The sequence below is a fragment of the Mucilaginibacter sp. GW821-FHT07G05 genome (assembly GCF_059418565.1).
The window spans coordinates 753851-771524 of the sequence record NZ_JBWKQC010000002.1; the positions used below are offsets into that span (position 1 = coordinate 753851).

The following is a 17674-nucleotide window of genomic DNA, read 5'->3' on the forward strand; positions in this document are numbered from 1 at the left end:
AAAATCTATTACGGCTTTACCTAAGGTGTATTGAAGAATGAAGAAATGGGTTAAAGTTGAGAAATGTCAGTTAATTCAGTATCGAGAAATCATACACTTTGTTTAAATATGGGGACACCGCTGACCAGTCAGTGTTTCAGACTTTACCCCAATGTTTGAATTGCGCCAAGAATTTATGTGCATCTTAATTTAAATCCGTGTTTTCATTGATGCTTTATATGAATGGCAAAGCGTTTGTAACGTTCGGAAAACAAATAAAAAGGGTACAAATTGGATAGTTTAAAAAACGGGGAATTTTCATTTTCCAACGAGACAGTAAAAAAGGATCTTTCATTGCTGATCCAGGCATTGGATTCATCGATTTCCGGGGTCATTTTAACAGATAACCAGCAACCGGACAATCCCATCATCTATTGTAATAAAGCCTTTGAGCGCATTAGCGGATACCAGCGCCATGAGATCATCGGTCATAACTGCAGATTTCTGCAAAAAGAAGACCGCAATCAGAAACAGAGGCTCATCCTTAAAAAGGCTGTAGAAGACGGGACAGAATGTGTCGTAGAAATGCGTAACTACCAGAAAAATGGTACCCTTTTCTGGAACGAACTTTATATGTCGCCTATCAAGGATGCCCGTGGTAATGTTTGTTATTTCATTGGGGTGCAAAATGATATCACCCGTCGTAAGAAAGCGGAACAGGAATTACTGCACCAACAGTCGATCATGGAAGCGCAGATCCAAGAGCGCACTAAAAGCTTGCGGGAAAGTGAGGATTATTTGTCAAGTATTGTTCAGACGGTCAGGGAAAGCCTCGTGGTGCTAAATCCGGGTTTTAAAGTATTAAGTGTAAATGATCACTTTTTAAAAACTTTTAAGGTAACCAAGGAGGAAACCGAGGGTAAGCTGCTTTATGAATTAGGGAACGGTCAATGGGATATTCCCAAACTTAAAGAATTACTGGAAAATATTTTGCCGACTAATAACCCGGTGGAGGAGTTTGAGGTAGAACATGACTTCCCGCATATTGGCAAGAAATTAATGTTGTTGAATGCCCACCGCATAGAACTTGAAGGGCAATATAAAGACCGCATATTGATCGCGATTGAAGACATCACGGACAGGCGCGAAATTGAAAGGCGGAAGGATGATTTCCTGTCTATCGCAAGTCATGAATTAAAAACACCGCTGACGACGATAAAAGGATACGTCCAGGTCATGCAGCGCTTACTACCCGATACGGTCGGCGATAAATTCAAAGATATCCTGCGGAAAACCGGCGTGTATGTCGAGCGTTTGAATTCTTTGATCGCTGAGCTTTTGGACATGTCAAAGATACAGACCGGTAACATCGAACTGCACAAGGAGACTTTTGATTTCGACAGGGCTATACACGAAGCGGTCGACAATATTCAAAGCGCTACGAAAACGCACCGGGTCATCGTACGTGGCAAGGCCACGAACAGTTATACAGGTGACGAATCACATATTGTCCAGGTCATCAATAATTTGTTATCGAATGCGATCAAATATGCGCCGGAATCCGGGGAGGTGGAAGTTTATTTATCTCGGGTCAGCAACTTTTTGAAAGTATCCGTGTCAGATAAAGGTATGGGGATAAAAATAGAGGAGCAGAAAAAGATCTTTGATCGCTTCTATCGGGTCGGGGAGATACAGCAGCGTTTTCCTGGAATGGGTATCGGACTTTACGTCTGCGACCAGATCATCAAAAATCATGGCGGGACGCTTTGGGTGGAAAGTGAACCGGGCCAGGGTTCAACATTTAGCTTTACCCTACCTTTGGATGAAAGGAAGCCAGATGAGCAATAAAACGATTTTGATCTGCGATGATGATGAGGGGATCCTGGATATATTGGAGCTGATATTAGAAGAAACAGGTTACCGAATCATCCCGGTCAAAAATAGCCTGCAAATTTATGAGACGATCGAAAAGCAACAGCCTGACCTCATCCTGCTTGATCTTTGGATGCCTGTATTGTCTGGTGATCAAGTTCTGCGGACTTTGCGGAAAAACCCGGAAACACAAAGCCTGCCGGTGATCGTGATATCTGCAAGCCGTGAAGGAGAGAAAATAGCCAATGAAGCGGGCGCCGATTTCTTTATGGCAAAACCGTTCGACTTGGACCTGTTGGTTAACCGCGTGCAGGAAATAATTGCTGCATAAAATCATAATGGTACGGAAGATCCCGGCAAACGTCGGCGCATTTATGATGTGCTTAAAAAATTAGTAGACGCTAAAGCCCCTGCCCATGCCGTGGCCTGGAAGCGCAGCGGAAGATCATCACCGGCAGGCTCACAGTTGCCGAAAAGTTTACTTAGCAATACCTGCTGCAAAAGCTGGAGAATTTTCATCTGGAACACTGTGAGAAGAAAAGAATTGGCAGCAGGGTAGAAATTAAAAACCTGACAGTGGAGCGCATGCCAACTATACGAATAAGGTCATTTACTTTAACGCCCTTGATACGGACCGGATCATAAAAACAGCTTGGAAAGGCAGAAGTCCGTTTGATGCCATCAAAATACAATTCTGTAGTTCAGACACAGGTGATTCAACTAATGCGAAATGAATGAGTTGTCCAGCTTTAAATGTGGCGGGCAAGAGTGCAGTGGAGATCCACCAATTTTCAGCAGCTGACATCGCAAAAGGAAATTAATTTCAAATGCAGCAGGAAAAAGCAAATAAGTCTGATTAAAATCAGTAAAAGATATAAACAATCCAGATGGCCGTCATCCGACAAGATAATTTAAATTGTCAAAATAGCTGTTACCCTTGACCAACGGCGGCAAACCCTGGTTGAGACGGTATTCATATCAGCTAAGCAGAATTTAGCGATAAGGCACACTTAACTTGATGATTATGCCATTTCCCATGGAAAACTAGCTCAAGTAAAGAAGTATAGTTCTTCTTTTCGTATTCATATCAAAACGTTGTGTAGGTTCTCCGGTTGATTACATAACGGAAGCATCAACGCATTGATTGCAGCTGGGTTTTGACCAGCGCCAGAACTTCGGTCATATCGAACGGTTTTGCCAGGATCGCATCTGCACCTGCCGACTGGCCCGTTTCTTCCAGGTGCATGGTCGCCGACATGATTATTACGGGAATGTGCCGGGTTCGCTCATCCATTTTCAGTTCGCGGCAAAGATCGGCACCCCAGCAGGAACCCAAGCGGTGATCCAGGATGATCAGGTCCGGAAGATAAATCAGCGCCTGTGCAATCGTATCGTTTCCGGATGATTTGATTACGCGGTAATTTTCATCGTTGAACAGAAAAGTCATAATATCCAGGATGTCATTATCATCCTCGGCAATTAATATCGTTTTGGGCATAGCGTCAATCAAATGACGCAAAAGTACAATAATACCTGGGTTAAATAAATCAATTAGAAGTAAAATATGCCGATAGTTTCAACATGCAATATAGCCCGGATGGAAATATTCTGCGGCAGTCCTTTTATTTTTTGATGAACGGCGCAGGCTGCGGTAGCGTCCCGCATTTTCGATCAAATCATGGAAGTGAATTGCCGGCAAATGCAACAGCGGTGTCGTAGAAACGCTACGGGTATTCGTCAGATCTGGAAAGCGGTAACTGTCGTTTCGCAGACTGATGATTGATTGTCAAGATATGCATCTCATTTCAGGTAATAATACCGTCTTAAGGGCAGCCAAAACATTACGTTTTTCATCAGCAGTGACCTGCTACGTATTCAGCATCGTGCCGTTTGACGCCGCAGCGGCAAAAAGGTCTGGTTCAATGGGTGCATTAGTTGGGGTCGCGGGCGTGGTGCACAATGTTGTAGCCTCTCCACATGTTGTCTAATTGATCAGTGCCGTAAAATAAATAATATTCCTGAAGGGAGTATGGATTTTCCCCCTTTTGTTGATGTATCTGCGATAATAAAGGACTCACACACCAGTAACAGCCGTTACCCGGTCGTTTACAATGCCATTTTTGGGTTCATCACATCGAATACCATGCAATTAGCGATTAGCCGATGTCGACCTAGCGGTTTTTTACCTCGTAATATCTGGCATTTTAAATACCCGTCTGGCCGTTGACAGGCCAGCTATTGTTATCGTCATGAAATGTGTAGCGGTCGATACTATTAATCTATGGTGGAAAATGAGCAGCAGGATCTGCCCGAAAGAGGTAACGGATCTGCTGAAGAAATGCCTGTCGGCCGCCAAAGACAGCAAGGAATCGCTTCACCGGACAACCCATTTGTTCCTGGGTTAAACACAGCCGGCAAACACAAGGGCCTATATTTTTGTAACTATAGTAGTTGCACCAATGAAAGTTCTTAAAGCATATGATCGACAACGGTATATTTCACCATTCCGCTTCGTCCCGAAAAACCATCCGGGAAGATAAATCTGAAAGATTGAATGCCTCGATGATTGCAGTCATCCGGCTTTCAGCTGAGCCTTTGAGTGCAGAGGATATCCTGTTTCATTTGCAGGAACAAAAAATTCCGATAAGCATTACGACCGTTTATAATCGCCTGAGGCAACTCGTTACTAAGGGCATCGTGACTAAGCATAAATCATCTGGCGGGAGTTATACCTATACGACGGGGGGAACGGAAATCGACAGGGACTGATAACGTGATTATTTTGTACCACATATGCTCCCCTTCCACCTGATCCACCTGAAGGCTGAAACAACGCAGCAGATGATCCTGCTGCGCGCAGATGCGCCACATTTTACTATCATGGCCTACAATGAAGCTTATCAACAGGCCACCTATACGCACCATCGTAATATATTGGGCTGTACCTTATGGGAAGCGTTTGATCCGGAAAGGGCCGGGGGAGGTGAAGGGGTTTTACTGAAGGCGCTGCTCCGGGCGATGGAAACCAACGAAGCCTTCACGACATTGCCATTTCATTGTAATATCCCTGCTGTGCTGGATCAAATCTGGGAGGAGTGCTGGTGGCAGCTGGATGTGGTGCCTAGGGATCAGGCCCGGGCTATTTGCTGATCACCACGCATAAATTGAATGACCGGGTTGGTGAATAAAAAAGGGCGTACTTTAAATCAATTACGCCCTTTTCATTTTTCTCTTTTTTCATATTCGCCTGATCGATTTACGAAATCACTCTCCTAAAAGTTTTAGGTTGTTGTTGTAACAGTTCCTTAATAATGGCAGTTTCGCCTTTACGGACAGCGTGAATCAGTACGTCGTTATAATTGGTCATGATCGGATTTTAGAAGGAAATGCCGGATCGTAGAAACTTACACAGTTTCATGGTTTAATGCATAGCAGCAGTTTTATACGGCATATCTGTTTTGAATCATGGATTATTGTCGGGTTTTTCCGGTCGAATCCTCCTTGGCGCCGATAATGGCGTGTTTACGTTTACCCCCGGGGTGTTTCTTAATGCCGCTGGTATCTGCGGCACTGGAACCACTGGTGTCGCGCAGCGTATTTTCGCTGGAATGTTTTTTAGTTTTCCGGTGCTGTCCGCCACTGGTTTGCGCCATGCCCGACATCGTGCCGAAACTCAGCACAGTGGCCAGGATAATAGAGGTTGATTTTTTCATAAGATGAATGTTGAAGTAGTTAATAGCTGATGGTGAACTTTTAGTCCTTTTTAGAAGAATTTTTGACGCAATTGGGGACGGTTTTGCCGTCTTTCTCCTTGGTGCCTTCTTTTTTGTAGTCTGTCCAGCAGGGATCTTTTTTCTTTTTAGCGGCCATGGTCATTTAGGATTGGTGTTACCGTTTTACAGCAAACCTTGTTCCATTAATTTTAGGTTAAGATTTTAAATTAATTTTCATCTGGCACGGTATTAGGTATACGTTCAGCCTATCATTGAAAACAAAAAATAACATGGCAACTACAGCGAATGCAACAGGCGTACTGAACGACCTGATCGAAATTAATAATGACCGCGTAGCCGGTTTTGAAAAAGCGATCGCCGATATCAGGGATGAGAACATCGACCTGAAAGCGATTTTTCAGGGCTATGCGGAACAAAGCCGCAAGAATGGCCAGGAATTGGCCGCTATCGTCGGCTCTCCTGAAGATGTAGAAACCGGCGACAGTGTTGGCGGTACGCTGCACCGTGCCTGGATCGACGTGAAGGCGCTATTTGGCGGCAGCGATCGTGCGAGTATCCTGTCGGAAGCAGAACGCGGTGAAGATGCGATCAAAAAAGCTTACCAGGATGTATTGACTGACGGTGAATTACCGGTCGAAACTTTAGCGATGATTCGCAATCAGGCGTCGGAGATCAATGCAGCGCATGACCAGATTAAAGCGCTGCGTGACGCGGCAAAAGTGTAAATTAAAGGCAGGAGAATAGGGCCGCTTACGCAAGTATAGCGGCCTTTTTTAGCAGTAATAATTTTTAAGATGGATAATCAGGAACAGGAAACAATCTACCAGGAATTTAAACAGGTGGTGAATATGACCGCCACCGAACTGGAAAAATGGCTGAAAACAGCAGAAGCGAAATCGGTCGGCTGGGATAGCGGTGACGGGGAGTCGATCGGTCATAAATCCGGTGAGCATATTACACGGATATTGCATAAAAAGAAAGACGAACTGACCGCGGGTGATTATCAGCACATGCAAAAGGTCCATGGGTATGTGAAACGCCACCTGGCCCAAAAGCCTGCGCATCCGAAAGATTCCAACTGGGATTATTCCCTGAGAAACTGGGGACATGATTATTCCAAATAGCCGGCCATGACAGTACCATTTATAACAAGGACATTATGAACACAACAGAACAATCCCTTTCTGGCTATAGCCGGCGCAGTTTTATCGAAACGGCCGGTAAGACCATGATAGCCACCGGCGTTATCGGGGCTTTACCTGCAGCGGGGGCAAAGGCGCAAACTTCTGCCGCCGCGGATACTAAACGCACGGCCGATGCGATCAAGGTGGAACTGCCGCCGATCCATGCGGCCAGCGAAAAGCAGGATAAATGGCCGGCGATCTCGCCGCCGTCGAAACGCATCGGCTACGCCTTGGTGGGTTTGGGCAATCTTACCCTGCAACAACTGCTGCCGGCCTTTGCCGAATGTAACTATTCCAAACCTGTCGCGCTGGTCAGCGGCGATGCGGCGAAGGCTAAAAACGTAGCCGTCCAATATGGGATAGAACCAAAGAACATCTACAATTACCAGAACTACGACGAGATCAGGAATAACCCGGAGATCGACGCGGTCTATATTGTCCTGCCGAACAGCATGCACAAAGAATTCACTATCCGCGCGGCGAAGGCCGGCAAACATGTGCTCTGTGAAAAACCCATGTCGAATTCTTCCGCTGAGGCGCAGGAGATGATCGACGCCTGTAAAAAGGCCGGAAAAAAACTGATGATCGCCTACCGGATCCAATATGAGCCGCATAACCGCTTGGCCATGAAATGGACCCGCGAAAAGCGTTTTGGCAAGGTGAAACTGATCGACAGCGTCAATGTGCAGAATTCCGAGCCTTACGGGCAATGGCGGCTGAATAAAAAACTCGCGGGCGGTGGCTCGCTGCCCGACATCGGTTTGTACTGCAGCAATACCAACCGCTTCCTGACAGGGGAGGAGCCGCATACCGTGCTGGCCAGTATCTTTTCCACGCCGGGGGACGAACGCTTTAAAGAAGTGGAGGAAACCGTGATGTTCCAGCTGTTTTTCCCCAGCGGCACAGTGGCCAATAATGTCTGCAGCTATGGCGTGCACGACGCCAAACATTACCGCTGCTATGCCGATAACGGCGGCTGGTTCGGCCTGGACCCGGCATTCAGTTATGAGGGGCTGAAGATGGAAGCTTCACAGGTACAAGACGGTATGGAGGTTAAAATGGAGCTCAGCAAAGGGGGCAGTAACCAGTTCGCGCTGGAGATCGATCATTTTTCGTCCTGCATCATGGATGATAAAGTACCGTTTACGCCGGGGGAGGAGGACTTGCAGGACCATAAGGTGCTGGAAGCGATCTACGAATCGGCCAAAACCGGTAAACCCGTAAAACTGGAGCGGATCGACAAGCTGGACGCGTTCAGGGGACCCCCGCCGGCAGAAGGCTAAGGAATATTGACCGGAAAACCTTATTTTGGCAGCATAACTGATGACGGTCATGGATCATGCAAAAAGCCAGTGAGCACTACCGCGCCCGGATCGACCGGGTGATCGATTATATCCGCACGCATACCCGGGAAACCATATCCCTGCCCCAGCTGGCAGAGGTGGCCTGTTATTCTCCGTATCATTTCCACCGGGTCTTCCGCGCTGTGACCGGTGAAACCGTCAAAGCATTCAGCAACCGGGATCGCTGCGAAAAAGCCGCCCGGCTGCTGCGCTTCTCCCATACCCCGATCCGCGATATCGCCCTGGCCTGCGGCTTTTCCTCGGCCTCCACGCTGACCCGCCTGTTTAGCCAATATTTCGAGGTCTCACCAGGGGCATACCGGAAAGGTGCGGAAATCAAAAACAGCAAGATCGGCAAAGACTTATTCCCGGTAGACGCCTATCATTGTGAGCAGGAATTTTCGGTTACGATCAGGCAGCTGCCCGAAAGGCGGATCGCGTATATCCGCGTAACGGACGCTTTCCGCGAAGGTGTCGTCCTGCAGGCGTTTGAACAACTGACCGCCTGGGCCGGGGAGATGCAGTTATTGGAGAACGAAACCATCTTTGGCATGTCACCGGATGATCCGGAGGTCACGCCGAAAGCCAAATACCGCTACGAAGCCTGTATCACCTTGCCGGCGGGTTTCAGGGTGAGCAAAGATGCGCCGGTGGAGACGATGCGCCTGCCCGCCTGTAAGTACGCCGTGACCCGGGTGTCCGGTGATCTGATCCTGGTCGGTCAGGCATTCAATTACCTGTTCGACCGCTGGCTGATCAACAGTGCGTATGAATGCGACCTGCAGCCCGGTATCGAAGTGTTCCTAGATAAGGAACATATCGGTGACTGGGCGCATTTTGAACTGGACATCATGATCCCGGTCAAAGCGTTAACACGATAGTCCTTATAAATATGAAAAAGTACGCCCTGACCGTAACATTGATTGCCGCATCCTTCCTGGCGGGTTACGCGGTCAAAACCAGTGTAGATAAAAACGAAAAAGAACCTATGAAAAAAGTAACCGGAATCGGCGGGATCTTTTTTAAATGCAAAGATCCTAAAGCCATCAACCAATGGTATAAAGAGCACCTGGGCTTTGATACCAGCCCGTATGGTACCACCTTTGCCTGGCGGGATGCCGAAGACACTACCAAAAAAGGACTGACGCAGTGGAATCCCTTCCCGGAAGACACGAAATACTTTGCACCCTCGGCCAAAGATTTTATGATCAATTACCGCGTGGAGAACCTGGAAGCACTCGTACTGCATTTGAAAAAGGAAAACGTGGCCATTGTCGACCAGGTGGAGACATTCGAGTATGGCAAATTCGTGCATATCCTCGACCCGGAAGGCAATAAGATCCAGTTATGGGAACCGGCGGAATAAGCGGGCAAACAAAGCGGGACCTTTGCTGCTTTACAGCATATGCCTGTCTCGAAAACACCGATCTATACGGCCTTTGCCGCTAACCTGCTCATTGCCGCGACCAAGCTGACCGCCGCTGCTTTTACCGGTAGCTCGGCCATGGCTTCTGAGGGTATCCATTCGCTGGTGGATACCAGCAACGAGGTGCTCCTTTTGCTGCGGCTGAACCGCAGCAAAAGACCGCCCGATGACCAGCGGCCTTTCGGCTATGGCAAAGAGTTATACTTCTGGGCCTTTATCGTCTCGTTGCTTTTTTTCGCGCTGGGCGGCGGGATGTCGGTTTATGAGGGCATCCTATACCTGCAGCACCCGGAAACGATCCGCAAACCGGTCTGGAACTACGTGGTATTAGCTATCGCCTTTATTTTCGACGGTATCTCGCTCATCACTGCCTTACGCGCCTTTAATAAACAGCGCGGCCGGACACCGTTCTGGCGGGCGGTAAAAAACAGTAAAGACCCGGCAACCTTCGTTGTACTGTTCGAGGACCTGGCGGACGTGATCGGCATCAGCATCGCTTTCGCAGGTATCCTGATTAGCCAGCTGCTGCATAACCCCCTCATCGACGGCATCGCATCGATCCTGATCGGTCTGCTGCTGACGGCGGTAGCGGTGTTACTTGTCCGGGAAAGCCGGAGCCTCCTGATGGGGGAAACCGTGGCCGCCGATGAACTGGCCGAGGTTAAAGCGCTGATGGAGCAACAGGCGGGCGTGCAAAAAACCACCCGGCAACGGTCCATGTATCTCGGGCCGGAAGAGGTTCTTTTGCAGGCAGATGTCGTCTTCGAGCCTGCTTTACAGGCCGATGAGATCGCAGGGGTCATCCGGCAGCTCCGGGAACAGGTACAGCAGGCCTACCCGCATTACCGCCACGTGTTTATCGAGCCGGTGCTACCCTGAACGGGACAAGGGGATCTTCACACCAGGGTAGCGAGCCTTACCCGGAATCGTGTTCAGCGGGGCAGCGGGTGTGCCGGGCGGATGCCTTCCGGCAGACATCGCATGACCGTTTCGTAAAATACCAGCAGGTCAAAAGGCATTTCAATAAAATCGCAAAAACCATGTTGTTGGCAAAATGCCGAAACCAGCGAAGAGCAACCGGCGACGACCACCGGCAAACCGGGCATTTCCGAACTGATCTCCAAAAAAGTTTCCAGGCACGCTGCGCCATCCAGCTGATGATCCAGGATCAGCAGGTCAGGTTTCCGCATAGCGGCGGCCCGGATCAAAGCAGGACCGGGCGCCGTGAAGGTATGCACGTCCAGCCCGTCCAGGTTAAGGATCATCTGCACGACATGGAGGATCTCCGGGTCGCACAATTGCACAAAAACCACTGGCATTGTTATTTCATTTAGGATGATTGGTTCTCAGGGGAAAGTTCGCAAAAGTAAATTTATACAACTTTTAGGAATGTTGCAAAAAAAAATGCGCGTCGATTCCGGTATAGCCGGAAACAATCGCCAGCAATTCCGACAGGTCAAAGGCTTTGGACAGCACGGCGTCTGCGCCGGCTTTTCCGGCTATTTCGTTTAGCCCCATGGTCGCCGACATCATCACCACCGGGATATGGCAGGGTTATCCTTGAGCACACGACAAATAGGCGCACCCCGGTAAACCTGCAGCCGGTGATCCATCAGCATGAGATCTGCCAATAAAAATAATATTAAGGTAATAAGAGCCTTTGGAAAAGATGCTGTAGAACTTGCAGGAATAATGGAAGGTATTTTATATTTGTGCAGCAGGGCCGAAAGGCCCTGGCCGGTTTGTTTGTTTGTATGCTTAACTGAACTGAAAATGAACCCACTTGAACTTTCCCAAATCGCCGATCTCGTTGCGGCTGTCGCCCGGCTGATCAAAACTGATCTGATCACGGATGCTTCGGTGACGGCGGCTGCCAATCAGATCATTGTCGCTATCTCCCGCTTTGAGGTGGAAAACCGGCTGGTCCATCTGCTCCAGCAGATATACCGGGCCGTTGAACAGCATTTCCCGATCCGCAAGGAAAACCTGTCGCTGATCATCAAAGACCGGGACGGTAGCTATGAGAATTGTTTCAAGATCTGGCGATCATCTTAACCGTTTTCAAATTTGCCGCATCCCGGTGCCCCTGTCTGCTAAAAAAATGCTATGCAGCGCAAACTTTGTGGTCAATGATTTGGTTTACAGTTATATGGCTACGTAAATACAAAGGGCTTGTTATCCATGCGCATTTTATTGACACCTGACTTACTCGATTTTCTGATCAGGCAGGGCTATCGGTATTGCCTTTGCAAGACCTATCCTCCTGACCGGGAAAAGGTCAGGCGCAGTATCGTGCTGACACCTCTGACACAGCGGGCCTGGCCGGCAGGCCGGTTCATGGATTACGATGCCTTGTTCGACCTCCGCAGGGAACCGGCACGCATGGCGGAAGGGATTGACGATTTCCTTGTCTTTGTCAATGTCCCTGGCTTTATTTTGCTGGCCTACCTCGATGCGGTGGTCAACCCGTTCGATTTTTCCGGTCACTACAAGGCATAAAAAAGGGTGTACCCGCCACACAGTATATACCCGATTTTAATTAAACCTGACTGATCAGGCGCGACCAAAATACGGATTTTTATTTTCCAGTTTCTAAGCGGTTCTGGTGAATACACTTTCTTTCTTTAGGATTAATGTTATAATTCATCAACGCAAAAGAGACTTTTGGCGTTAAATCCCCAAAGTATTTTGAGCCTGGCCGGGACCAGGTTTGCTGTTGCCGGAAATACCTTAGGTGTAGCCCGACACATGATATCATGGTAATACCGTCTCCCGGGCTGGCATTTACTGCTGCCAGTTTCCCTTTAGCCGTTCCTCCATTCTTTTTTTGGTATAATAAATATCCCGCAGGGACGGCTGAAAAGAAAAAGGGGCCAACTGAACGATCCTGCATGACGCATGTTTGACCGGTTGTTTAAAAACTACTTTCATGATCTGTAATTATTATTTTGCTACAGCTAAAAGTATGCCAGACGGGGAGGTGCACGCTATACCGGGTACGCCTCCCCGTCTTTCTCCGTTTTCAGATCGCCTGCCCTTAAAACCATCGGGTGTGACCGTAAGTTTGGCTTACACCGCCAGGTTGGAGGATAGCCGGGTCTTTAAGGAAGCAGGATTTAAATACCCGCACCCTGCAGTTTTGTAACATTTGATTAAAACCCGTATCTAATCCCGCAAATTTGATCCATATTTATCCTTTTCCATGTCCGAGTTCGAACCTATCTATCAGCAGGATGCGCCCCAGTTTTACCGGGATTGCCTGGGCTATACCAATGATGCGGAGCAGGCGAGGGCCTGGTGCAGGAGACTTTTATCTCGGTCTGGAAGAATTTGGCTGGTTTCCGGAAGGAAGCGCAGCTGGGCACCTGGATCTTCCGGATCGCAACCAACCACTGCCTGCGCGCGCTGGAGGTCGCCCGCCGTATGCCCACCGGGGACATGCCGCTGCACCTGGCGGAGGTACCGGAGGAGTCACCGGAGGAAAAGCTGCGCTGGCTGTACCAGGCGATCGCAACCCTTCCTGAAACGGACCGTATCGTTATTTAACTAGAACTGGAAGGACTGCCGCAGGCGGAGATCGCGGAGGTGGTCGGAATGAGTCCGGTCAATATACGGGTGAAGATCCACCGGATCAAAGAAAAACTGGCAATACAATTGAAGCTTTATGAACGAATTTGATCAAATCCGTACCCTTTGGCGAACCGCCGATACCGGCGCCCTGCCGGATTCCCATGCGATGCTGCGCCTGGTACGCACCTTCCGTACCCAAAAACTGCGAAAAAAAGGCTGGTGACCGGGTTGGCGGCACTTTTTTCAGCACTGATCATCGTCGTGCCATGCCTCGTACATTTTCACCTCTCCGGTACATACAGGACGGTTGTTTTTTGTTGGGCTCTCATTGCTTATAGAATTCAATAACTTATACCTGCTAAATACCATGCCGTTTATTTTTCGGCCGTTCCCGGTCCAATGTTATTCAGGAAAGGTGTAGTATAATACAGACAGCGGGGATGCACTTCGGGAAATCAACTTATTTGCTGCACAACCGGTGAAACTTTCTGTCAATAAACCTGTTTCTTAGTCATTAATAAATATCTTTGACTTGGACATAAACGTAAAATTGAAAAAAGTGGCTGACAATATCCGTGAAGCGCGTTTGTTGCGGAACTATTCCCAGGATTATATGGCCCTAAAACTCAACATATCCCAGAATGCCTATAGCAAAATAGAGCTGGGTTATACCCGGCTTACCTATAATCGCCTGGTGGAGATCGCCGAGATATTGAATTTTTCCGAGCAAAAACTGTTACTTTCTATGCCCATTAAACCGTGTCAGGAGTTGTTTCCATGTTCATTAAAAGCAACGGATACAAATTTCACACCAGGGCCGTTGAATCCATCGGAATATTTAGGCTAAGTATATTCAAAACCGTTGTGAATACCGTGTAGCGACGGGACATCCTGGTTTTTTCAGAACTTGCGGATATTTCAAAATTGCTGTTGCCTGCTATCTCGAAATTCAGCTATCCGGATGTTTGCGTAAACGAAACTCCGGTCTCGGGTCTTCGGTTTGAATGGACATTTGTGGGTAATCGAGGTAACGCGCATACCAAAGCACGGCTTGCTGAATGACCTCGAAATGTTCTCCGTTCCAGCCTTCGGTCTCAAAAGCCAGCCACTCGCCATGATCATCGCCAAAGATATGGAGCTCGCCCCTGGTTGGCTGAAATTGATCGACTTACAGGCCAAATACATTGACTTTGACACCGGTTCCGCATGAACGATGACATCGCGCTCCTGGTCCTCTAATAAAAAATAGCTGGTCGAATACATATTTGATCAAATAACCATGCCCAGTCTCGCGACCAAATTATCGTCCTGAAACAAGGCATGTTGGGTTTTCCAGTTGCCGTTAGCGGCGGGTAAAAGCAGGCCCACCGGTTCGTCATTAAAGAAGATCTCGTAACCCTGTTTTGCCGGTACCAAATGTATACGGATAACATTGGATTTATACGTTTCGATCACCATGATACTTCCATCAACCTGCAGGCCTTCTTTACCTTCGAAAGGGATCGTCGCAAAGACGTCTTCGCCCGCTTCGTCTTCTTCAAAGGTAAGCTTGGGCTCGAATTCAGCGTTAGTGAGGTATTCCACCAGCTGCGCCTGCTGCGCAAGGTTCAGGTCGTCCGGCTTACCGTCCCAGGTAAAGATCTGCGGGTTGGACAGGTCGACGTGCAGCATGCCCAGGTATATCCCGTGTGTATCGAGATATGGTTCGGCGCCCAGTGCCCCGCCTTTTCAAAGTGCGCGTCCACTTCGTCGTCGCTCATCGTATCAAAAGGCGTCAGGTCCTCCCCAACGGAATAATCACCATGGTCGATCAGGCCGCGTTCCACCTGTTCGTAATTGGATTGCATCACCAGGTGACGGATGCCCTGTTCGGTCGCCAAGGAATAATCGATTTCTTTCCATATAGTGAACGAAGGTACAATAGCCATACCAATTGCCGCCATAACTATTTGATTTGTTTGGCTTTTACGCTATTTTGCCTGCGATGATGGAAGACAGGTTATCTCTATTATTTCCGGGTTTCCGGGTTCGTTCCCACACGGCTGGTTGGCTGGTCGAAGGCGGGTTGCTGGGCTTTCCTGTAGCCTACTTGTTTCTGAAGCTGGACGATGAGGAAAAGTTGGACGCGGATTGCATCTGCCGCCTGGCTGAACAGATGCGCAAAATGGACCTCGCGCGGGCTTAACTTCTTCACACGCACCAGTTCAAAAAGAAAACAGCGGATTTGGCCGCCATACATGGGATTACCTTGCTGGAATGGTCTGCATTTTTAGCGGAAGATTGCCGCATTTAGCCGGGAATGCCGATATGCTATTTTTATCCCGCGTTGAAAACTGCCGAAGTCAAATTGGATGTTTATCTGAACAATCAAATGTCCCTGCATCCGCCGGACAAACTGGTCACCCGTCAGGAGGACGAGGGCATGGTTTCGCTGGATGGGGGCGCGACGGTGGTCCGGCTAAGCAACCATCTTGTGACCCGCTATCTGGAAATAAAACCGAATATCGCAGCCTATGAAAAGCTCGATCTCCGTGAAGAAAGGATCTGGATCAGGATGAACGGCGCCTGGCTGCTGACGAATGTCCTGGTCGATTTTAAATAGAGCAAACCGGCATACCTGGTTTATCTGACACCGGACGAACTGGAGCAACTCAGCCCACACTGGCGCGGTAAAAAGATCAATAAAGATATTCCTTTGACGCCGGCACAGCTGCCATTAATGGACCATTGGGTCAAGGTAGGTAGCCCTTATGGCTGGCCGGTGAAGCCGCTCTTCCAGGCAGTCGGTCCTTTTATTTTACCCGGGGACATGGCTGCCTGGATACCCGAACACATCAGCTATCACCGGGAATAATGGAATTTATTGAGGTTTATTTTCCGGCAATTCTTCGGGGTGGTGCTCGAAATGTACGCGCGCCTGTTTCAGCCCGGTAGCGATGGCTTCACCTTCATTACCGGTTGTTTTCAGCACTTCATTCGCGATCTCCGTGGCCTTTTCTCGGATATGTTTCGGTTGGTTCTTGTAGCTTGGCGGGGATTCTCCATCGTACCAGGGCATCGTTCCTCCTTATTTAAATCGTCACGTGAATGTTTTCCAGGTAAGGCAATAAGAACAGCGTATGTTCAAAGGCCCGGAAATGAATGATCAGGTATGACCGGCAATCGAAGAACACTTCGATGTAGGTCCGGTCCAGACTGTATAACCTGACGTACGCCCGGTCGGTGAACCGTTCGGCCAAAAAGGTCGCCTTTAATACCGTTTCGGTCTTATAGGTATAATCCAGGTTATTGAAATCTTCTGAGTGCATAATCTTCACCAAGCAAATGGCGTGCCTTTTATGGTGGCGTAATGGTCGGAAGTTGCCAGGCCTGCCTGAATAAGATGGCGTTATAAGCTTCATAGACGCCGGAAGCACGATTATGGTTTTGGACATTTCGCAAGACAATGAGTGTTTTGTCGCGATCGATAAAACGGGCGATATGCGTGTCATATCCGCCCCAGGAACCATTATGCGCCAGGTATTTTCCGGTTGTCGTATCACCGGTAACGATGCCCCAGCCAAAACCATAGCCGGCGCTGTTGCCGTTTTTGAGTTTCACCGGCGTAAACATTTGGCTTAGGGACTGGCTGCTGATCAATTTCGTGGTGTACAAAGCCCGGTCCCATTGCAGGAGATCGGCTGCTGTCGAATAAACGCCACCATCGCCGGCAATGCCGTCCAGGTATTTGACATACTGCCGGTCTTCGACTGCGTCCTGAGATACGGCCTTGCGGGTCTTTCGATCCATCACATAACCCAGCGCGCTGTTGGGTAATAGTTCGTGATGCGTTATCCGCGTCACAAAAACCCGGCTCCGGCGCATGTGCAGCGGACGGAAGATATGCCGCTTTAAAAATTCAGCATAGCTTATGCCCGACCCTCTTTCAATGATCGAAGCCAGCAGGACATAGGCGGTGTTGGAATACGCCCAGTTTTCACCGGCCGCAAAATGAACGGCAGGCTGGTAGCGGGCCAGCAATGCGATCACGTCTTGATTCTGAGCGACATGGGACCTGTCCCAATGCGCTGCGAACAGCTCCTCGTAATCCGGCAGGCCGGAGGTATGCGTAAGGAGGTCTTTGATGCGTATATTTTTATAAAAAGACAGTTCGTTCAGGCAACTATCGAGCCTGGAGTCCAGACTCAGTTTGTACTGTTCTAACAGCATCATAATGGCGGTGGCGGTAAATTGCTTGGACAAGGAAGCCAGGTTGAACAGCGTGTTGTTGTTCAGCGGGCATTTATGCTCAATATCAGCATAGCCCAGGGATCTTTGGTAAACGATCTTACCTTTATCAGCAATCAGGATATGACCATTGAAGTCATCCTTTGCTTTCAGGAAATTAACAAGGGAATCGTAGCCGGTTTTCAGGGATTGACCTTCTGCGGCCTGACACATGATCATGAAAGCGATAATCAGCGGTCTTATTTGCATGGTTAAAATTAAGGTATTTTCAGGATATGTTTAATGGGCGTTCGATCAGATTCGCCAGCAGCAAAAAACAAACGTTGCCGCTGCTTGTTT

Annotated in this window: 32 protein-coding genes; 20 read left to right on the forward strand and 12 right to left on the reverse strand. The window is 48.6% G+C overall.

The genetic code is table 11. From position 1 onward, the window contains the following. Positions 1-270: 270 nt before the first annotated feature. Both AC07NA_RS07690 and AC07NA_RS07695 read left to right on the forward strand, forming a co-directional pair. Complete coding sequence (locus AC07NA_RS07690; protein WP_494897048.1) at positions 271-1827, forward strand: PAS domain-containing sensor histidine kinase; 1557 nt, start codon at positions 271-273, stop codon at positions 1825-1827. Continuing rightward, on the forward strand, positions 1802-2182 hold the full coding sequence (locus AC07NA_RS07695; RefSeq protein WP_345211836.1) for a response regulator: 381 nt from the start codon (positions 1802-1804) through the stop codon (positions 2180-2182). The genes AC07NA_RS07690 and AC07NA_RS07695 overlap by 26 nt, the downstream gene beginning before the upstream one ends. A 41-nt stretch (positions 2183-2223) precedes the next feature. Here the strand turns inward: AC07NA_RS07695 and AC07NA_RS07700 are convergent, their stop codons facing one another. Beyond that, a complete protein-coding gene (locus AC07NA_RS07700; RefSeq protein WP_494897050.1) occupies positions 2224-2370 on the reverse strand; it encodes a hypothetical protein in 147 nt (48 codons plus the stop codon). 119 nt (positions 2371-2489) lie between these two features. Here AC07NA_RS07700 and AC07NA_RS07705 point away from each other — a divergent pair, with 119 nt between their 5' ends. Continuing rightward, positions 2490-2585, forward strand: coding sequence for a hypothetical protein (locus AC07NA_RS07705; protein ID WP_425562969.1), 96 nt, complete (start codon positions 2490-2492; stop codon positions 2583-2585). A 398-nt stretch (positions 2586-2983) separates the two neighbouring features. Here the strand turns inward: AC07NA_RS07705 and AC07NA_RS07710 are convergent, their stop codons facing one another. Then, positions 2984-3349: a response regulator gene (locus AC07NA_RS07710; RefSeq protein WP_345211838.1), complete on the reverse strand. Its 366-nt coding sequence runs from the start codon at positions 3347-3349 to the stop codon at positions 2984-2986. A 751-nt stretch (positions 3350-4100) separates the two neighbouring features. On the opposite strand from AC07NA_RS07710, the gene AC07NA_RS07715 reads away from it, so the two are divergent. The 3 genes from AC07NA_RS07715 to AC07NA_RS07725 all read left to right on the forward strand — a co-directional run bounded on the left by AC07NA_RS07715 (position 4101) and on the right by AC07NA_RS07725 (position 5001). Further along, positions 4101-4256 carry a hypothetical protein gene (locus tag AC07NA_RS07715; protein ID WP_494897052.1) on the forward strand — a complete coding sequence of 52 codons (156 nt, stop codon included), beginning with the start codon at positions 4101-4103 and terminating at the stop codon, positions 4254-4256. Positions 4257-4329: 73 nt separating this feature from the next. After that, complete coding sequence (locus AC07NA_RS07720) at positions 4330-4620, forward strand: transcriptional repressor (protein WP_494897054.1); 291 nt, start codon at positions 4330-4332, stop codon at positions 4618-4620. 24 nt (positions 4621-4644) lie between these two features. Next, the gene (locus AC07NA_RS07725; protein WP_494897056.1) at positions 4645-5001 is read left to right on the forward strand and encodes a PAS domain-containing protein; all 357 of its coding nucleotides are present in this window, start codon (positions 4645-4647) and stop codon (positions 4999-5001) included. A gap of 320 nt (positions 5002-5321) precedes the next feature. Here the strand turns inward: AC07NA_RS07725 and AC07NA_RS07730 are convergent, their stop codons facing one another. After that, entirely contained in the window at positions 5322-5564 is a 243-nt protein-coding gene (locus AC07NA_RS07730; RefSeq protein WP_494897058.1) for a hypothetical protein, read from the reverse strand. A gap of 290 nt (positions 5565-5854) precedes the next feature. On the opposite strand from AC07NA_RS07730, the gene AC07NA_RS07735 reads away from it, so the two are divergent. The 6 genes from AC07NA_RS07735 (at position 5855) to AC07NA_RS07760 (ending at position 10417) form a co-directional block, all read left to right on the forward strand. After that, positions 5855-6310: a ferritin-like domain-containing protein gene (locus AC07NA_RS07735; RefSeq protein ID WP_494897060.1), complete on the forward strand. Its 456-nt coding sequence runs from the start codon at positions 5855-5857 to the stop codon at positions 6308-6310. A gap of 69 nt (positions 6311-6379) precedes the next feature. Next, the gene (locus AC07NA_RS07740; RefSeq protein ID WP_494897062.1) at positions 6380-6709 is read left to right on the forward strand and encodes a DUF3140 domain-containing protein; all 330 of its coding nucleotides are present in this window, start codon (positions 6380-6382) and stop codon (positions 6707-6709) included. A gap of 35 nt (positions 6710-6744) precedes the next feature. Then, positions 6745-8052: a Gfo/Idh/MocA family protein gene (locus tag AC07NA_RS07745; protein ID WP_494897064.1), complete on the forward strand. Its 1308-nt coding sequence runs from the start codon at positions 6745-6747 to the stop codon at positions 8050-8052. A 56-nt stretch (positions 8053-8108) separates the two neighbouring features. Further along, positions 8109-8993 (forward strand): AraC family transcriptional regulator, encoded by an 885-nt coding sequence (locus AC07NA_RS07750; RefSeq protein ID WP_494897066.1) that lies wholly within the window; start codon positions 8109-8111, stop codon positions 8991-8993. Positions 8994-9004: 11 nt separating this feature from the next. After that, entirely contained in the window at positions 9005-9478 is a 474-nt protein-coding gene (locus AC07NA_RS07755) for a VOC family protein (RefSeq protein WP_494897068.1), read from the forward strand. Positions 9479-9517: 39 nt separating this feature from the next. Beyond that, positions 9518-10417 carry a cation diffusion facilitator family transporter gene (locus AC07NA_RS07760; protein ID WP_494897070.1) on the forward strand — a complete coding sequence of 300 codons (900 nt, stop codon included), beginning with the start codon at positions 9518-9520 and terminating at the stop codon, positions 10415-10417. 53 nt (positions 10418-10470) lie between these two features. Here the strand turns inward: AC07NA_RS07760 and AC07NA_RS07765 are convergent, their stop codons facing one another. Beyond that, entirely contained in the window at positions 10471-10857 is a 387-nt protein-coding gene (locus tag AC07NA_RS07765) for a hypothetical protein (protein WP_494897072.1), read from the reverse strand. Between the two features lie 64 nt (positions 10858-10921). Further along, entirely contained in the window at positions 10922-11071 is a 150-nt protein-coding gene (locus AC07NA_RS07770) for a hypothetical protein (protein ID WP_494897074.1), read from the reverse strand. Positions 11072-11155: 84 nt separating this feature from the next. Between AC07NA_RS07770 and AC07NA_RS07775 the strand changes: the two genes are divergently transcribed. Both AC07NA_RS07775 and AC07NA_RS07780 read left to right on the forward strand, forming a co-directional pair. Next, on the forward strand, positions 11156-11593 hold the full coding sequence (locus tag AC07NA_RS07775; protein ID WP_494897075.1) for a hypothetical protein: 438 nt from the start codon (positions 11156-11158) through the stop codon (positions 11591-11593). Positions 11594-11719: 126 nt separating this feature from the next. Next, entirely contained in the window at positions 11720-12037 is a 318-nt protein-coding gene (locus AC07NA_RS07780; RefSeq protein WP_494897076.1) for a hypothetical protein, read from the forward strand. A gap of 79 nt (positions 12038-12116) precedes the next feature. Here the strand turns inward: AC07NA_RS07780 and AC07NA_RS07785 are convergent, their stop codons facing one another. Beyond that, on the reverse strand, positions 12117-12431 hold the full coding sequence (locus AC07NA_RS07785) for a hypothetical protein (RefSeq protein ID WP_494897077.1): 315 nt from the start codon (positions 12429-12431) through the stop codon (positions 12117-12119). 36 nt (positions 12432-12467) lie between these two features. On the opposite strand from AC07NA_RS07785, the gene AC07NA_RS07790 reads away from it, so the two are divergent. The 5 genes from AC07NA_RS07790 (at position 12468) to AC07NA_RS07810 (ending at position 13955) form a co-directional block, all read left to right on the forward strand. Further along, positions 12468-12683 carry a hypothetical protein gene (locus AC07NA_RS07790; protein WP_494897078.1) on the forward strand — a complete coding sequence of 72 codons (216 nt, stop codon included), beginning with the start codon at positions 12468-12470 and terminating at the stop codon, positions 12681-12683. Positions 12684-12835: 152 nt separating this feature from the next. After that, positions 12836-13084 (forward strand): RNA polymerase sigma factor, encoded by a 249-nt coding sequence (locus tag AC07NA_RS07795; protein ID WP_494897079.1) that lies wholly within the window; start codon positions 12836-12838, stop codon positions 13082-13084. A gap of 48 nt (positions 13085-13132) precedes the next feature. Continuing rightward, complete coding sequence (locus tag AC07NA_RS07800) at positions 13133-13216, forward strand: hypothetical protein (RefSeq protein ID WP_494897130.1); 84 nt, start codon at positions 13133-13135, stop codon at positions 13214-13216. Next, complete coding sequence (locus AC07NA_RS07805; RefSeq protein WP_494897080.1) at positions 13203-13331, forward strand: hypothetical protein; 129 nt, start codon at positions 13203-13205, stop codon at positions 13329-13331. Before AC07NA_RS07800 ends, AC07NA_RS07805 begins: the two co-directional genes overlap by 14 nt. A 336-nt stretch (positions 13332-13667) precedes the next feature. Next, positions 13668-13955 (forward strand): helix-turn-helix domain-containing protein, encoded by a 288-nt coding sequence (locus AC07NA_RS07810; protein WP_494897081.1) that lies wholly within the window; start codon positions 13668-13670, stop codon positions 13953-13955. A gap of 422 nt (positions 13956-14377) precedes the next feature. On the opposite strand, the gene AC07NA_RS07815 is transcribed toward AC07NA_RS07810, so the two are convergent. The 3 genes from AC07NA_RS07815 to AC07NA_RS07825 form a co-directional block, all read right to left on the reverse strand. Then, on the reverse strand, positions 14378-14779 hold the full coding sequence (locus AC07NA_RS07815; RefSeq protein WP_494897082.1) for a hypothetical protein: 402 nt from the start codon (positions 14777-14779) through the stop codon (positions 14378-14380). Beyond that, positions 14716-15051, reverse strand: coding sequence for a hypothetical protein (locus tag AC07NA_RS07820; RefSeq protein WP_494897083.1), 336 nt, complete (start codon positions 15049-15051; stop codon positions 14716-14718). Before AC07NA_RS07820 ends, AC07NA_RS07815 begins: the two co-directional genes overlap by 64 nt. A 65-nt stretch (positions 15052-15116) precedes the next feature. Continuing rightward, on the reverse strand, positions 15117-15347 hold the full coding sequence (locus AC07NA_RS07825) for a hypothetical protein (protein ID WP_494897084.1): 231 nt from the start codon (positions 15345-15347) through the stop codon (positions 15117-15119). Between the two features lie 87 nt (positions 15348-15434). Here AC07NA_RS07825 and AC07NA_RS07830 point away from each other — a divergent pair, with 87 nt between their 5' ends. Further along, the gene (locus AC07NA_RS07830) at positions 15435-15710 is read left to right on the forward strand and encodes a hypothetical protein (RefSeq protein WP_494897085.1); all 276 of its coding nucleotides are present in this window, start codon (positions 15435-15437) and stop codon (positions 15708-15710) included. 258 nt (positions 15711-15968) lie between these two features. On the opposite strand, the gene AC07NA_RS07835 is transcribed toward AC07NA_RS07830, so the two are convergent. From AC07NA_RS07835 to AC07NA_RS07845, 3 genes are read right to left on the reverse strand one after another with little or no spacing between them, the layout of a single operon-like run. Continuing rightward, on the reverse strand, positions 15969-16166 hold the full coding sequence (locus AC07NA_RS07835; protein WP_494897086.1) for a DUF2188 domain-containing protein: 198 nt from the start codon (positions 16164-16166) through the stop codon (positions 15969-15971). A 13-nt stretch (positions 16167-16179) separates the two neighbouring features. Continuing rightward, positions 16180-16416, reverse strand: coding sequence for a hypothetical protein (locus AC07NA_RS07840; protein WP_494897087.1), 237 nt, complete (start codon positions 16414-16416; stop codon positions 16180-16182). A gap of 28 nt (positions 16417-16444) precedes the next feature. Beyond that, entirely contained in the window at positions 16445-17584 is a 1140-nt protein-coding gene (locus AC07NA_RS07845; RefSeq protein ID WP_494897088.1) for a serine hydrolase domain-containing protein, read from the reverse strand. Positions 17585-17674: the final 90 nt, after the last annotated feature.

Excerpts from the sequence above, each read along its gene's own strand:
- AC07NA_RS07695 (WP_345211836.1), top strand. The coding sequence starts at position 1,802 with ATGAAAGGAAGCCAGATGAGCAATAAAACGATTTTGATCTGCGATGAT.
- AC07NA_RS07700 (WP_494897050.1), bottom strand. The coding sequence starts at position 2,370 with ATGAAAATTCTCCAGCTTTTGCAGCAGGTATTGCTAAGTAAACTTTTC.
- AC07NA_RS07710 (WP_345211838.1), bottom strand. The coding sequence starts at position 3,349 with ATGCCCAAAACGATATTAATTGCCGAGGATGATAATGACATCCTGGAT.
- AC07NA_RS07715 (WP_494897052.1), top strand. The coding sequence starts at position 4,101 with ATGAAATGTGTAGCGGTCGATACTATTAATCTATGGTGGAAAATGAGC.
- AC07NA_RS07720 (WP_494897054.1), top strand. The coding sequence starts at position 4,330 with ATGATCGACAACGGTATATTTCACCATTCCGCTTCGTCCCGAAAAACC.
- AC07NA_RS07725 (WP_494897056.1), top strand. The coding sequence starts at position 4,645 with ATGCTCCCCTTCCACCTGATCCACCTGAAGGCTGAAACAACGCAGCAG.
- AC07NA_RS07730 (WP_494897058.1), bottom strand. The coding sequence starts at position 5,564 with ATGAAAAAATCAACCTCTATTATCCTGGCCACTGTGCTGAGTTTCGGC.
- AC07NA_RS07735 (WP_494897060.1), top strand. The coding sequence starts at position 5,855 with ATGGCAACTACAGCGAATGCAACAGGCGTACTGAACGACCTGATCGAA.
- AC07NA_RS07740 (WP_494897062.1), top strand. The coding sequence starts at position 6,380 with ATGGATAATCAGGAACAGGAAACAATCTACCAGGAATTTAAACAGGTG.
- AC07NA_RS07745 (WP_494897064.1), top strand. The coding sequence starts at position 6,745 with ATGAACACAACAGAACAATCCCTTTCTGGCTATAGCCGGCGCAGTTTT.
- AC07NA_RS07750 (WP_494897066.1), top strand. The coding sequence starts at position 8,109 with ATGCAAAAAGCCAGTGAGCACTACCGCGCCCGGATCGACCGGGTGATC.
- AC07NA_RS07755 (WP_494897068.1), top strand. The coding sequence starts at position 9,005 with ATGAAAAAGTACGCCCTGACCGTAACATTGATTGCCGCATCCTTCCTG.
- AC07NA_RS07760 (WP_494897070.1), top strand. The coding sequence starts at position 9,518 with ATGCCTGTCTCGAAAACACCGATCTATACGGCCTTTGCCGCTAACCTG.
- AC07NA_RS07765 (WP_494897072.1), bottom strand. The coding sequence starts at position 10,857 with ATGCCAGTGGTTTTTGTGCAATTGTGCGACCCGGAGATCCTCCATGTC.
- AC07NA_RS07770 (WP_494897074.1), bottom strand. The coding sequence starts at position 11,071 with ATGATGTCGGCGACCATGGGGCTAAACGAAATAGCCGGAAAAGCCGGC.
- AC07NA_RS07775 (WP_494897075.1), top strand. The coding sequence starts at position 11,156 with ATGAGATCTGCCAATAAAAATAATATTAAGGTAATAAGAGCCTTTGGA.
- AC07NA_RS07780 (WP_494897076.1), top strand. The coding sequence starts at position 11,720 with ATGCGCATTTTATTGACACCTGACTTACTCGATTTTCTGATCAGGCAG.
- AC07NA_RS07785 (WP_494897077.1), bottom strand. The coding sequence starts at position 12,431 with ATGCAGGATCGTTCAGTTGGCCCCTTTTTCTTTTCAGCCGTCCCTGCG.
- AC07NA_RS07790 (WP_494897078.1), top strand. The coding sequence starts at position 12,468 with ATGATCTGTAATTATTATTTTGCTACAGCTAAAAGTATGCCAGACGGG.
- AC07NA_RS07800 (WP_494897130.1), top strand. The coding sequence starts at position 13,133 with ATGAGTCCGGTCAATATACGGGTGAAGATCCACCGGATCAAAGAAAAA.
- AC07NA_RS07805 (WP_494897080.1), top strand. The coding sequence starts at position 13,203 with ATGAACGAATTTGATCAAATCCGTACCCTTTGGCGAACCGCCGATACC.
- AC07NA_RS07815 (WP_494897082.1), bottom strand. The coding sequence starts at position 14,779 with ATGCTGCACGTCGACCTGTCCAACCCGCAGATCTTTACCTGGGACGGT.
- AC07NA_RS07820 (WP_494897083.1), bottom strand. The coding sequence starts at position 15,051 with ATGGCGGCAATTGGTATGGCTATTGTACCTTCGTTCACTATATGGAAA.
- AC07NA_RS07825 (WP_494897084.1), bottom strand. The coding sequence starts at position 15,347 with ATGTATGGCGGCCAAATCCGCTGTTTTCTTTTTGAACTGGTGCGTGTG.
- AC07NA_RS07835 (WP_494897086.1), bottom strand. The coding sequence starts at position 16,166 with ATGCCCTGGTACGATGGAGAATCCCCGCCAAGCTACAAGAACCAACCG.
- AC07NA_RS07840 (WP_494897087.1), bottom strand. The coding sequence starts at position 16,416 with ATGCACTCAGAAGATTTCAATAACCTGGATTATACCTATAAGACCGAA.
- AC07NA_RS07845 (WP_494897088.1), bottom strand. The coding sequence starts at position 17,584 with ATGCAAATAAGACCGCTGATTATCGCTTTCATGATCATGTGTCAGGCC.